Origin of the sequence: Ferrimicrobium sp. (genome assembly GCF_027319265.1) — a bacterium.
Taxonomy (GTDB): Bacteria; Actinomycetota; Acidimicrobiia; order Acidimicrobiales; family Acidimicrobiaceae; genus Ferrimicrobium.
This window is the reverse complement of sequence record NZ_DAHVNP010000076.1, coordinates 125,732-137,468: the sequence shown is the minus strand read 5'-3', so window position 1 is coordinate 137,468 and position 11,737 is coordinate 125,732. Positions and strand designations below refer to the sequence as shown.

The following is an 11,737-nucleotide window of genomic DNA, read 5'->3' as shown; positions in this document are numbered from 1 at the left end:
CAAACGAGCCGGAGTAACGGTAGTCGTCGTTGATCGCTTCTTCCCTTCATCGCAGATCCACCATGACTGCTCTGGCAGACTCATGGGTGCAAAGCTCGCCAAGAGACTGACCTGTGAGACCTGTGACGTTGAGGTGGATCGAGATGCCAATGCTGGGCTCAATATCCGTGACTGGTCGGTTACCAGTCCTGGCCTAGTCGAGGCCAGTGCCCTGTTCGTTCCCAGGCCCTTATCGGGTACAGGCGGCAGTTCAGATGATGGGTTGACTTATCACCTGGAGAGAGGATGTAAGACCAGTAGCAATGCTGGCCGTACTCGGAGAGGCAAGAACGACTCTTGGACAAGTGAGCATGAGAACCTTGTAAAGGGTGCGTCATTATGAGTGGACTCACCATTGATCACTCAGATGCAACGGTTGTGGAAAAGTAGTAATGTTGCCATTGTGAGGTTATGTTTCGTAGAGAGGTGACGATATAACCGCTATGTATCCGAAACAGGAACAGTGTCAGACGACTACAGAGCGCGCCGCTTTCTGGGAAGTCCTGGAACGGACGGCGGCGCTCGCAGAGTCGGAGCAGGGGGTCAAGCTTCCAGAGTTGGTCGACCTGGTTCCTGATCTGTCCTCCACTGGTCCGGGTGATACGCGGGTGGTCGAGAGCGACTCACAGCTTCCCCGGGAAGTCTATGAACATATTCGCGGCTTACTTGGGGATGTTGAGGCTACCGAAGTAGCGGTAGTGGCTCGTGGGGCAGAGGACGTTGCAGAGAAGGATCTGGTCGCTGGCGAGGTGGCTGAGGCCAAGGATGGCGGAGTCGCCGCCTCCTCGAGTGTCGAGAGCCAGATGGAGCAGGACCCAGTCCAACAGCAGCCAGTTCAACAGGGTCAGGTCCACCAGGCACAGGCTGAGCAACCCGAACAACATCAAGGAGCTGCGGTGACCGACCCGACCCATGCTGGCGCAGGTCCCACGGGTTCATCGTTTGAGGCGGTGGAACCCGTTGCCACGCGAGCAGGCCCTGGGGGTCTAAGTCCAATGTATGAGTTCGGTGCTCATGCCGCGGTGATACCTGGGACCGAGGAGTTCATGAGCTCATTGGCCCGCAAAAACAGAGCCTTTGAACATACGGGCGAGATCGATACTGATCTGGATCGAGCGGCGGACAAGCTTGGTTGGAACAGAGCTGATGACGACATCGTCGCAAAGAGAAAGATCTTTAAGAAGAAGAAACGGTCCTAGACCGAGCCGGTCGTGATGGTACAGCGTTTGGCCAACATCGTATCCTGCGCTTCGGGTTCTACTCTTCGTCGATGTCCCAGGTGACGTAGATCCCTTCGCGTTCTGCATCACGCATCACACGCTCGCGATTCCGTCGGAACTGCGGATCGTGGGGGGGTAGCATCATGAGCCGAGCGCTGACCCGTTGGGTGAACTCGTCGACGACCGTGCGATCACCGGAGAGCCAGCGCACCTCCCAGTGTGGTGCAACCGGTCCCAGGTAGGCGATTCTGACCCTGGCGCGAATTTCAACTGGCTGTTCCGTCTCACTCATCTCTAGCAGCCTACCCTGTTGTCGACCCCATGCATGGCGTTGTGGTTTCGCACGAGCTGTCATCCAAAAGGATGACGTAGTGGAGCGCTGGCTGGCAAATGTTACTCTACGGTAATATTGTTGTTGTCAATGGATTACTCAAAGGGGGAGGGAACCTTGGCAACTGACGAAGCTGATGAGATCGTTTGGGTGAGCGAGCCGTGGATGGCGGCCGGAGCCTGCAGGGGGTTGGACCCTGCGATCTTTTTCCCGTCTGATGGGTCAGGAGTGATTGGTGCACGCAAGATCTGCGTGACGTGTGCTGTGATCGACGACTGTCTTGCATATGCCCTGAAGTATCGCATTGAGCATGGGGTATGGGGAGGATCGTCGGAACGCGAGCGTAAGCGGTTGCAGCGTTCGCAGCTTATCCGGCGGTAGTCCATTGTGGAGAGAGCTCGCGGTTTGCGGATCGGTGTGTCTCCGCCTGGCCCTCCAAGCAGAAGGGACCGTTTCCTGTGGCGGCGTTTTCGCCCGCGACCCTTCTTCAACAAGCGGCTAACATCGTTTGGGTGCTCGAATGTGTCGTGAATGTATCCCAAGGCCGTGACCAGGGCGTGATCGACGAGCTTGCGTCGAGTGGTGGCCGGTCGTTGCTCGACGTGCACACAGACGCGGACTATGACCGCTCGGTGCTCACGTTGGCAGGGCCGGATCTCCTCGTCGATCTGGCTCGCCTTGCCCGACGCACACTCGAACTCATCGATTTTCGTGGTTACCGAGGGGTCCATCCTGCGCTCGGAGCCTTGGATGTAGTGCCTTTTGTGCCCCTTGGCGAGACAACCCGCGAGACCGCGCTGTATCGTCGCGACCAATTTGGAGCGTGGTTGGCGGAGGAGTTTGGCCTGCCAGTCTTCATCTACGGTGAGGAGGCCTCGCTTCCCGAGGTTCGTAGGGGTGCCTTCACGACGGTATCGCCGACCTATGGCGGCCGTTGGCCCGACCCGATCATGGGGGCGACGTGTGTGGGGGCTCGGGGTCTCCTTGTGGCCCTGAACGTCAATCTAGGTTGTTCCTTGGAACGCGCCCGCTATGTTGCGCGCACCCTGCGATCCACGAACCTTCGGACGCTCGCACTGCTCGCTGGTGATCGGGTGCAAGTCTCGATGAACCTGATCGATCCGCTTGTCGTGACCCCTCTGATGGCGATAGCCAAGGTGGCCGCGATGGAGCCGGTGCGCTCCGTGGAGCTGGTCGGTCTCCTCCCCGAGGCCATTGTGCTGGGCCACGAGCCTGAATACGAGGCGCTTGGAATCGAACCAACGGCGACGATCGAGAATCGGCTAGGTCGACAGATTACGCATCCCTGACCAAAGTAGTTCGGTGGTCTGCGCTGCCCGCTTTGCTGCAAGACGAGCACGGAAGCGCTCGCTCTCATGGTGATCGATATCGAGCAGGTAGGAGCGTGCAGCTCCCTGCGCCAATCCGATGAGTGCAAACGAGACGAAAGCACGGTAGGTGTCATCCTCGACGCCGCTGACCCTACTGGCAACCAGTTCGGCGATGGTCAGTTGTATCTCATCGATCACGCGTTGAAACTCAACATCTTGTTGACCTCGACCGTCGAAGATGAGACGGTAGGCCAGCCGATGGTGCTGTACAAATTGAAAGAACGCATCAACGCCAGCCCGCAAGCGTTCGTGTGGTGGTTCCACGGTCGCGGTCGCGGTCGCAATCGCGGAGGTGAGCCGATCTCCGACCTCCTTGAGAAGCGTAAGGTAGAGACTTCGTTTCGAGTGGAAGTGGCGATAGATGATTGGTTTGGTTACCGACGCACCGGCGGCGATTTCGTCCATGGAGGCGGCATCGAAACCGTGAATGGCAAACTGCTCGATGGCCGCCGTGATGATGACCTCGCGGCGATCGGCTGCCGAGAGCCTTGATGAACGAGTTGACGATGGCATGACAGATTTGGTCTCCGAAGAAGGTAGAGGGCTAGCATCTACGATATATGGATTCTGATCAAGTCATCGTAGAACGACACGAATCGGTCGTTCAATTGGTTATTAATCGACCGGAACGGCGAAACGCTCTCGACTGGAGTACGTTGACGCTGCTGCACAACTCCATTGAGGAGATCGCAGCCGATGAGGGGGTGCGAGCGATCATACTCACGGGCCAAGGTGATCGAGCATTTTCGAGTGGGGTTGATCTTGCCGGCATGGGCGAGGGCACTTCACAGCGAGTGTTGCATGATTCGCGGGCCAAAGTGGCGGCGGTGATTCAGGCGATGTGGGCAGCACCACAACCCATCATCGCTAAGGTGCGAGGCTACGCGCTCGCTGGAGGCTTTGGTTTGGCGATGGCTGCCGATGTGGTAATCGCATCGGAGTCGGCCGTCTTTGGCACGCCAGAGGCGGAGGTGGGCCTTTGGCCGTTTCAGATCACCGTTCCACTGCTGCGCTTCGCGCCACCCCGCATTGCGTTGGAGCTGATGTTAACGGCACGCCGGATGGACGCCGCTGAGGCTTTGGCCAATGGGTTGATCAACCGAGTGGTGCCCGATGAGCAGTTAGATGCGACGGTTGAGGAGTTTGCCGCAGAGCTTGCCGGCCTCTCGAGTGCAGCGACCGGCTTTGGGAAGCGCTCCTTCTATCAGGTATCTGGCTCGATGGACCATGAGCATTTTGACTACCTGGCAACATTACTTACCCTTGTCAACCAGTTCGACGATGCCAAGGAGGGGTTGGTTGCTCGTCGAGAGCACAGACAACCTCGGTTTCTCGGCCACTAGGCTACGACCTCATGGCTCAACCCGTCGCGCTCATCACCGGTATCACTGGCCAAGACGGCTCGTATCTGGCGGAGTTGTTGCTCGACAAAGGCTACAGCGTGGTCGGCATGCACCGTCGTTCGAGCACCCTCAATTTTGAACGTATTCACCATATTCAGGATCGGCTCATCCTTGAACCCGGGGATCTGTTGGATGAGGTCTCCCTGATGCGAGTGCTTCGGACGTATCGACCCTCAGAGGTCTACAACCTTGCCGCGCAATCCTTTGTGCAGACCTCCTTTGGCCAGCCGGTTCTCACCGGGGAGACGACCGCATTGGGGGTCACACGTCTCCTTGACGCGATTCGGATGGTCGACCCGCAGATCCGTTTTTATCAGGCATCGACCTCCGAGATGTTCGGCAAAGCCCAACAGGTGCCACAGTCGGAGTCTACGCCATTTTACCCCCGCTCTCCCTATGGCGTCGCAAAGGTATATGGTCATTGGATCACGATCAATTATCGTGAAAGTTACGGTATGCACGCGTCATCGGGCATTCTCTTTAACCACGAGTCCCCTCGTCGAGGGTTTGAGTTTGTTACACGGAAGGTAACCCATGCGGTCGCACGGATTGCCCTCGGTCTCGCCACGAGTGTCACGCTTGGCAATCTTGAAGCACAGCGTGATTGGGGCTTCGCTGGTGACTACGTGAGGGCGATGTGGCTGATGTTGCAGCAGGATACGCCCTCCGATTATGTGATCGCCACCGGCGAGACACATTCGGTTCGAGAGCTCTGTGAGAATGCCTTTTCGGTCGTGGATCTTGATTGGGAGAAGTACGTCGAGATCGATCAGCGCTTCATGCGTCCCGCAGAGGTTGATCTGCTCATCGGTGATGCTTCAAAGGCGCATGCGCAACTCTCGTGGCATCCGATAGTCAGTTTTGAGGATCTGATTGCATCGATGGTCAAGGCTGATTTGGCGTTGCTTGGCGCCCCGTGAGGTGAGCGTGTGACGGATTCGTCGACGGGTCGTTTGGTTGCTCGCCTCCGAGAGGTGACCGTGTTGCTTGATAGGTTCCCTGCTCTTGTGCGTTGTGACTTCGATGCCTATGAGGGCGAAGTGGTTTTCGTACAGGGGCCGAATGGATCCGGCAAGACGACGCTGTTACGCTTACTCGGCGGGTTAGTCGAGGCGATGAGTGGTTCAGTCTTTGTTTTTGGCCGTGATCCCAAGACGGAGGCTCGTGCAATTCGGCGCGAAGTGAGCTACCTCGCTCATGCCTATCAGATGTATGAGGAGCTCTCCGGACGCGAAAATCTGGAGTTCTTTGCGATCGCTGCGGGATGCGATCTCGAGGGCGCGATGGAGTGGGCACGCCGTCTTGGGCTCGTCACGCGGGATCTCAACGCACGATTCCGGGTACTGTCGGCTGGACAGCGCAAGAAGATCTCCGCCGCGATCGCCCTATCGCGTCGTACGGAACTCCTCCTCATCGATGAGCCGCATGCGCTCCTCGATCAGGCCACCAAGGCGACCCTCGACCAGGGCTTGACTGCGTTGGCGCAGGAGGGAAAGACGATCATTGTGGCCTCGCACGAGCTCGACCGCATCTCTCGTCTAGCCACACGAACGTATCGGATGTCCAACGGCACAGCCACGCTTGTCGCAGGTGCCTGATGTGGCGGACAGCATATGCGATGGCGAAGAAGGACCTTCGATTGGAGTGGCGAGCACGAATATTGCTCAATCAAGTCCTGCCGTTCGTCTTTGTCGTGATCGTCCTCTTCGCCTTCGGTTTTGACGCCAAGGTCGAGATTCTCACCCAGGTGACACCTGGCTTGTTCTGGGTCACGACCTTTTTTGCGTTGGAGTTGGCGGTGACACGCGCCATGGGGATTGAGGGCGAGAATCAGGCACAGGTTGGACTCGTGATGATGGGTGTCAATCCGCGGGGAATCTTCCTCGGTAAGGTCGCTGCTATTGTCCTTGAGATCTTGCTGCTCGAAGTCGTCTTGAGCGCCGGTATCGCAGTGTTGTTCAATGCTCCGCTCCACGAGGTGGGATTACTCGCTGGTAGCGCCTTTCTCGCCGACATCGGCGTCGCAACGGTGGGGATCGTATTGGCGGGTGTGACTGAGGGGCTTGGTGGGAGCCTGTTGCCGTTGCTTCTCTTCCCGGTGGTCTCGCCGGTGTTGTTGTCTGCGACCAAGGTGTGGCAATATGGGTTAGACCAGTCGCCAGCCAAGGCGCTTCCTTGGAGTGAGCTGTTAATCGGGTTTTCACTTATTTATTTGGTTCTTGGCATTATGGTCTATGGTGTCGTTTTGGAGGGTTGATGAGTACGAATGCAAAGTTGAAGCGGGGCATTGGTATTGTCGCGCTGGTCATGATCGCATTGACGTTTTGGCTGGGGTTGTACGTCACTCCGCCAGCAGAGGTGATGGGCAATCTGGTCAGGATGCTCTACATCCATCCTCCGATGGCATGGATCGCCTACCTCGCTTACGGGATTACGACGGCGGCGAGCTTGCTGTACCTGTGGAAGCGAACGCGGCGCCGAGAGTGGGATCTGATCGCCGCCGCCTCCGCGGAGGCGGGTGTCTTCTTTACGGGTCTGACCATCCTCACCGGATCCATTTGGGGACGTCCAGCGTGGGGTGTGTGGTGGACCTGGGACGCACTGTTGACCTCTACCGCTGTTCTGTTCCTGCTTTACCTCGGTTACCTTGCGCTCAGACAGGTCCCAATGTCCGAGACGAAGCGGGGAGTGCGCTCGGCTATTGCAGCGCTCGTGGCCTTCATCGACGTACCGATCGTGCACGAGTCGGTCTATTGGTGGAAGACACTCCATCAGACCCCTTCGGTCTTGAACCCGAGTATGAACGTTGAGGTACATGGTTCGATGGCGTGGACGCTACTGCTCGGCTTTCTCGCCTTCACGCTTGCCTATGTGTGGATGGTGTGGACGCGTTTTGAGACAGCGAAGCGTCAAGCGCAACTTGCTGACCTTGAGGTGGAACAGGCTATTCGTGAACGCCTCGCTGTCGAGGAGGTAAGGATATGAACCCCTATGTTGAGGCTGGCTACGCTGCTGTGACCTGTTCGCTTGGTGGTTACGCCCTATATCTCGGAATGCAGTCCCGTCAGGTAAGGCTTCGGTTAGCGCAGCTCAAAGCCAGTGAGTTGCACGCGAGTCCACCGTTGGAGGATGTCGAATGACCTTAGCGGATGAGGACTTTTCCCAGTGGAAGACGGTTGAGGGTCCAGGACGATCCCGAGCCAAGCTGATCCGATCGTTGGTGGTGTTGGCTGTGATTCTGGTGGCGTTGGGTTTTGTACTCTTCAAGGGTGCCACCAACTCTCTCGAGTATTTTCTGACGGTACAACAGGCGAATGCTGCGCGGGCCAAACTTGGCGATCAAAGTTTTCGCATGGAGGGTGTCGTCGTGCCAGGCTCAGTCGATCCAACTCCTGCCGGGGTGGATTTTACGATTCGCTACAATCACGCAGAGGATCGAGTAACGGAGATTGGTAATCCACCGGAGCTCTTTCAACCCAGTATCCCCGTGGTCATCCAGGGTCATTTTCAGGGAAACGTCTTTGTCTCAAGCCTGATCGAAGTCAAGCACAGTTCGAACTACGTGGCGGAACATCCGACCCGCATCAAGGACGCAGGGGGGACGCAGGGCTGATGTTTGATGCAGCGCTCGGGTCCGCAGGGCTCGTCCTCGCCTTCCTTTTTGGCCTGATCGGAACCCTCACCTCCTTCTACGGTGCTTACCGACGAAATGACCGTCTGATGTCGGGTTCCCGGACGCTGTTGCTGGTCGGTTTCTTTGGGACAATCGTCTCCACCATCGCCATGGAACAGGCACTCATTACCCATGACTTCTCGCTCGCCTATGTGGTCGCGAACAACTCGAAGGAGACGCCGCTGCTGTTCTCGATCACTGGCATGTGGTCGGCGCTGCAAGGATCCTTGCTGTTGTGGGCGATCGTGCAGGGGCTCTACATTGCGCTCCTTACCTTCGCGATGCGCCATGAAACCGATCGACGAACCGGGTCCGTTGCCCTTGGTATCCTCGGGGTGATCTTCACCTATTTCTCAGGGGTCCTATTGTTTGCGGCGAGCCCCTTCTTGACGACCGTTGGAGCGATTCCCGCTGATGGACGCGGACCGAACCCGCTGCTCCAGGACTATCCGCTTGTCGCGATCCATCCTCCGATGCTCTACATGGGCTTCGTTGGCATGAGTGTTCCCTTTGCGCTGTTGTCGGCGGCGCTCATCACTGGCCGTCTCAACAACGATTGGATCCTTCGTGTTCGTAACTGGTCGCTCATTACCTGGGTCTTCTTGACAATCGGGATCGTCTTAGGGGCGTGGTGGTCGTATCAGGTGCTCGGCTGGGGAGGCTATTGGGCTTGGGATCCAGTCGAGAACTCGGCGCTGCTGCCCTGGCTGTGTGGTCTGGCCTTCATCCACTCCGTCCTTATCGATCGTCGACGTAAACGGATGGGTATTGCAAGCTATGCGTTGGTGGCGGCCGCTTTTGCCCTCACTATCCTCGGCACCTACTTCACCAGATCCGGTGTGCTCCAATCGGTTCATGCGTTTTCGGACTCAAGCCTGGGCACCGTGCTGATCCTCTTCTTTGTGGTCATTGTCGTCTTTGAGATTGGGCTTTCGATTTTTGCCGCCGATCGACTGATGGGTCAGCCGCGGTTTCCACTGCTTTCGCGTCCCGGTTCATTGCTGATCAACAACGCCATCTTTGGACTGTTGACGCTGATTATCTTGGCTGGCACGGTCTATCCACTCTTTGCTCACTATTTTCAGCATCAGACGGTTGACGTGGGTGCACCCTTCTTTAATGCCTTTGTGATACCCCTTTGCCTTGCGCTGCTCGCGGTGATGGCGATTGGTCCGTGGCTCAACTGGCGCAAGACTCCACCAGAGTTGCTGGGACAGCGGCTCTTCCTGCCCGGTGTGGCCGCAGTGGCCGTTCTCGCTATCTCTGCCTTCGCTGGCGTTACCGCCTTAGCGACGCTCGGAGCCTACGCGTTGGCTACCTTTGTGATCGTGTCGTCGGTGGTGATTATCTATGGGAATCTCTCCCGTGCGTCGGGTCGTCGGATTTCAGCGATCGTATCGCGTTCTTCGGCGGGGATGTTGTCCCATATCGGGTTAGCGATCATCGCTATCGGCATGGCCTCAGCGACGACCTTTGGTCATCAGGGTTCCGTGAAGATGGTCCCGGGTCAGACCGTCCATGTCTATGGTCAAACGCTGACCTATGAGGGAGTTGAGACGGTCGTTACCCCTGCCAAGACCTCCTTTGAGGCCAATGTGATCGTCAACGGTGGCAAAACCTATCACCCGGCGATTACGCAGTTTGGAACCTACTCCAGTGCGGTGGGGACACCAGCGGTGAACGTAGGACTCACGCGAGATGTCTACCTCACGATCGATGCAGCGCCCACGACCGACAAGGGCCCGATCACCTTAGGTATCGTCGTTCAGCCGTTGATCTTCTGGCTCTGGGCCGGCGCTGGGGTGATGGTGCTCGGTGGCTTGCTCAGCGTCGTTGGCATTCGGGAGCAGAACCGGAGACGCCAACAGGTGACGTCGTCTTCTGACGAGCACCCGGTGGAGGTCACGGTGTGAGCAGTGTGTCGGGTGCTCTCCGTCAACGACCTGTTTTGGCGACCGTCGGCGTACTGATCCTCGCCATTGTCGCCTACTTTGCAGTGATTGCCGCGCAGACTAAACCAGCGGTCGACCAAGTATCTCCTTCCCCGCTACTCTACCGACAAGCGCCGGCACTGAGCGGGGAGTCACTGTACTCAACGAAGACCCTGTCGCTCCGTCAATTCCGTGGGCACTTCGTGCTCGTCAACTACTTTGCAAGCTGGTGTTCGAGCTGCGCGACAGAGGAGAGCCAGATCGCCGCACTCGCTCGTACGGCGACGGTACAGGTGCTTGGTGTCGATTATGACGATAGCCCTGGCCCTGCCCGACACTTCCTCTCTCTCTATCACGCCCAATTCCCAGTGTTGCAGGATCCCTCGGGGACGAACTCACTGCGGTGGGGTGTCTCGGCCCCCCCGGAGAGCTTCTTGGTGGCGCCCAATGGTGTGGTGTTGGCCAAGGTCGTTGGTCCTACGACGGTGCGCATTGTCGATGCGCTCGTGACCTTAGCGAAGGAGAAGGGCTACTGATGTTGACGCGTCCCCATCGTTCCCGGCAGATTCTTCTGGTCTGGCTCACGCTCATCATCGTTGCGATGGTCTCCATCGGTTATGCGGTGGTTAACACTCCCTCCACCACTGCGCAGGGGCGCATTGTGACACTTGAGAAGGAGGTCCGCTGCCCCTCCTGTGGCAACCTGGCCGTCTATAACTCAAAGAGCGCCTCTTCGTATTCGATAGCGGACTATATCCAACACGAAGTCCACGCCGGTGCCTCGAATCAGGAGATTGTCGACTCCCTCGTCGCGAGCTATGGCGACACGATCTTGATGGCTCCCCCCACCAACGGTGTCGGTCTTTTTCTGTGGCTGTTGCCGATTGTCGTCGGTTTGGTCCTCGCGTACGAGGTGTATCGTAGCCTCTCATCGCGGGCGAGAAAAGCGGAACATCGAACAAGAGCGTTAGCGATCGCTGCTGCGACGGCCGTGGTATCGTCGGAGGTTCACGCGGCTCCAACGGAGCCGATTGGCGAAGCGATGACCACTCGTGAGACAGCGGCCACGGATGCAGCGCTAATCGATGCGAGCGAGGGGGAGGACACTCCGCCAGTCAAGTCTCTGCCAATGGAGAGAACGGAGACAACGGCGCCAGCGGAGGCCACGGCGCCAGCGGAGGCCACGGCGACATCTGAACCGGTGGCGACGGGTAAGCCATTCTTCTCCCGTCGGCTCGCCCAAATTGGAGCAGCGCTGATCCTAGTGGGGGTCGGTGCCCTTGGAACGTTGTTGCTGACGCGATCGAACTCCCCATCGACACCGAGCCTCACCCAGGAGCTCGCATCTGGGGAGACACTGGCAGGCCTGGGGGCCGTCAAGCAGGCCCGTGCGGAGTTTGATCATGTACTCGCCACCTACCCCTCCGATCCGACCGCACTGGCCTATGTGGGATGGATCGACTTCAATCTGGCAAAAACCAAGAGCACCAAAGCTGAGGCGATCGGTGTGCTTGCTCACGCGGCAACGCTTGGCGCCTATGACGCCAGTGCGCAGCTCTATTACGGTTTGGCGTTGTACTATGGGGAGGACAAACCGCGTGCTGCGGTCGATCATCTCGACCGTTTTCTGGCGACGCACCCGAGCAAGTCACTGGTTGTGCAGGCCTATCGCCTTGCGAAACCCGCCTACCTCGCAGCGCATCGGAAGATTCCCAATACCTTTTAGGTTGAACTCTTTAGATCTTGATG

Annotated in this window: 16 protein-coding genes; 14 read left to right on the top strand and 2 right to left on the bottom strand. The window is 57.9% G+C overall.

Going from position 1 to position 11,737, the window contains the following annotated elements:
- A partial coding sequence (locus M7439_RS13175) for a zinc ribbon domain-containing protein (protein WP_298349547.1) occupies window positions 1-382 on the top strand: 382 nt, incomplete at its 5' end.
- A 100-nt stretch (window positions 383-482) separates the two neighbouring features.
- Window positions 483-1,238, top strand: coding sequence for a hypothetical protein (locus M7439_RS12395; protein WP_298342573.1), 756 nt, complete (start codon window positions 483-485; stop codon window positions 1,236-1,238).
- A gap of 58 nt (window positions 1,239-1,296) precedes the next feature.
- On the opposite strand, the gene M7439_RS12390 is transcribed toward M7439_RS12395, so the two are convergent.
- Complete coding sequence (locus M7439_RS12390) at window positions 1,297-1,551, bottom strand: hypothetical protein (protein WP_298342570.1); 255 nt, start codon at window positions 1,549-1,551, stop codon at window positions 1,297-1,299.
- Between the two features lie 156 nt (window positions 1,552-1,707).
- Here M7439_RS12390 and M7439_RS12385 point away from each other — a divergent pair, with 156 nt between their 5' ends.
- A complete protein-coding gene (locus M7439_RS12385; RefSeq protein ID WP_298342567.1) occupies window positions 1,708-1,971 on the top strand; it encodes a WhiB family transcriptional regulator in 264 nt (87 codons plus the stop codon).
- A gap of 77 nt (window positions 1,972-2,048) precedes the next feature.
- Window positions 2,049-2,900, top strand: a complete 852-nt coding sequence (locus tag M7439_RS12380; protein WP_298342564.1) for a hypothetical protein — start codon at window positions 2,049-2,051, stop codon at window positions 2,898-2,900.
- Here M7439_RS12380 and M7439_RS12375 read toward each other — a convergent pair.
- Window positions 2,874-3,494: a TetR/AcrR family transcriptional regulator gene (locus tag M7439_RS12375; protein WP_298342561.1), complete on the bottom strand. Its 621-nt coding sequence runs from the start codon at window positions 3,492-3,494 to the stop codon at window positions 2,874-2,876. The two genes, M7439_RS12380 and M7439_RS12375, sit on opposite strands and share 27 nt — an antisense overlap.
- Before the next feature lie 47 nt (window positions 3,495-3,541).
- Here M7439_RS12375 and M7439_RS12370 point away from each other — a divergent pair, with 47 nt between their 5' ends.
- Genes M7439_RS12370 through M7439_RS12325 form a run of 10 tightly spaced genes read left to right on the top strand, consistent with a single transcriptional unit; the run spans window position 3,542 to window position 11,714 of the window.
- Window positions 3,542-4,324, top strand: coding sequence for an enoyl-CoA hydratase/isomerase family protein (locus tag M7439_RS12370; RefSeq protein ID WP_298342558.1), 783 nt, complete (start codon window positions 3,542-3,544; stop codon window positions 4,322-4,324).
- Between the two features lie 11 nt (window positions 4,325-4,335).
- Window positions 4,336-5,304 carry a GDP-mannose 4,6-dehydratase gene (gmd, locus tag M7439_RS12365; RefSeq protein WP_298342555.1) on the top strand — a complete coding sequence of 323 codons (969 nt, stop codon included), beginning with the start codon at window positions 4,336-4,338 and terminating at the stop codon, window positions 5,302-5,304.
- A 9-nt stretch (window positions 5,305-5,313) separates the two neighbouring features.
- Entirely contained in the window at window positions 5,314-5,982 is a 669-nt protein-coding gene (locus M7439_RS12360; protein ID WP_298342552.1) for an ATP-binding cassette domain-containing protein, read from the top strand.
- Window positions 5,982-6,641, top strand: a complete 660-nt coding sequence (locus tag M7439_RS12355) for a heme exporter protein CcmB (protein WP_308464510.1) — start codon at window positions 5,982-5,984, stop codon at window positions 6,639-6,641. The genes M7439_RS12360 and M7439_RS12355 overlap by 1 nt, the downstream gene beginning before the upstream one ends.
- Window positions 6,641-7,369, top strand: a complete 729-nt coding sequence (gene ccsA / locus M7439_RS12350; RefSeq protein ID WP_298336443.1) for a cytochrome c biogenesis protein CcsA — start codon at window positions 6,641-6,643, stop codon at window positions 7,367-7,369. The genes M7439_RS12355 and ccsA overlap by 1 nt, the downstream gene beginning before the upstream one ends.
- A complete protein-coding gene (locus M7439_RS12345) occupies window positions 7,366-7,524 on the top strand; it encodes a hypothetical protein (protein WP_298342546.1) in 159 nt (52 codons plus the stop codon). The genes ccsA and M7439_RS12345 overlap by 4 nt, the downstream gene beginning before the upstream one ends.
- Window positions 7,521-7,997 carry a cytochrome c maturation protein CcmE gene (locus M7439_RS12340; RefSeq protein WP_298342543.1) on the top strand — a complete coding sequence of 159 codons (477 nt, stop codon included), beginning with the start codon at window positions 7,521-7,523 and terminating at the stop codon, window positions 7,995-7,997. The genes M7439_RS12345 and M7439_RS12340 overlap by 4 nt, the downstream gene beginning before the upstream one ends.
- Window positions 7,997-9,970, top strand: a complete 1,974-nt coding sequence (locus M7439_RS12335; RefSeq protein ID WP_298342540.1) for a heme lyase CcmF/NrfE family subunit — start codon at window positions 7,997-7,999, stop codon at window positions 9,968-9,970. Before M7439_RS12340 ends, M7439_RS12335 begins: the two co-directional genes overlap by 1 nt.
- Entirely contained in the window at window positions 9,967-10,524 is a 558-nt protein-coding gene (locus tag M7439_RS12330; protein ID WP_298342537.1) for a redoxin domain-containing protein, read from the top strand. Before M7439_RS12335 ends, M7439_RS12330 begins: the two co-directional genes overlap by 4 nt.
- Window positions 10,524-11,714, top strand: coding sequence for a cytochrome c-type biogenesis protein CcmH (locus tag M7439_RS12325; protein ID WP_298342535.1), 1,191 nt, complete (start codon window positions 10,524-10,526; stop codon window positions 11,712-11,714). Before M7439_RS12330 ends, M7439_RS12325 begins: the two co-directional genes overlap by 1 nt.
- Window positions 11,715-11,737 lie beyond the last annotated feature (23 nt).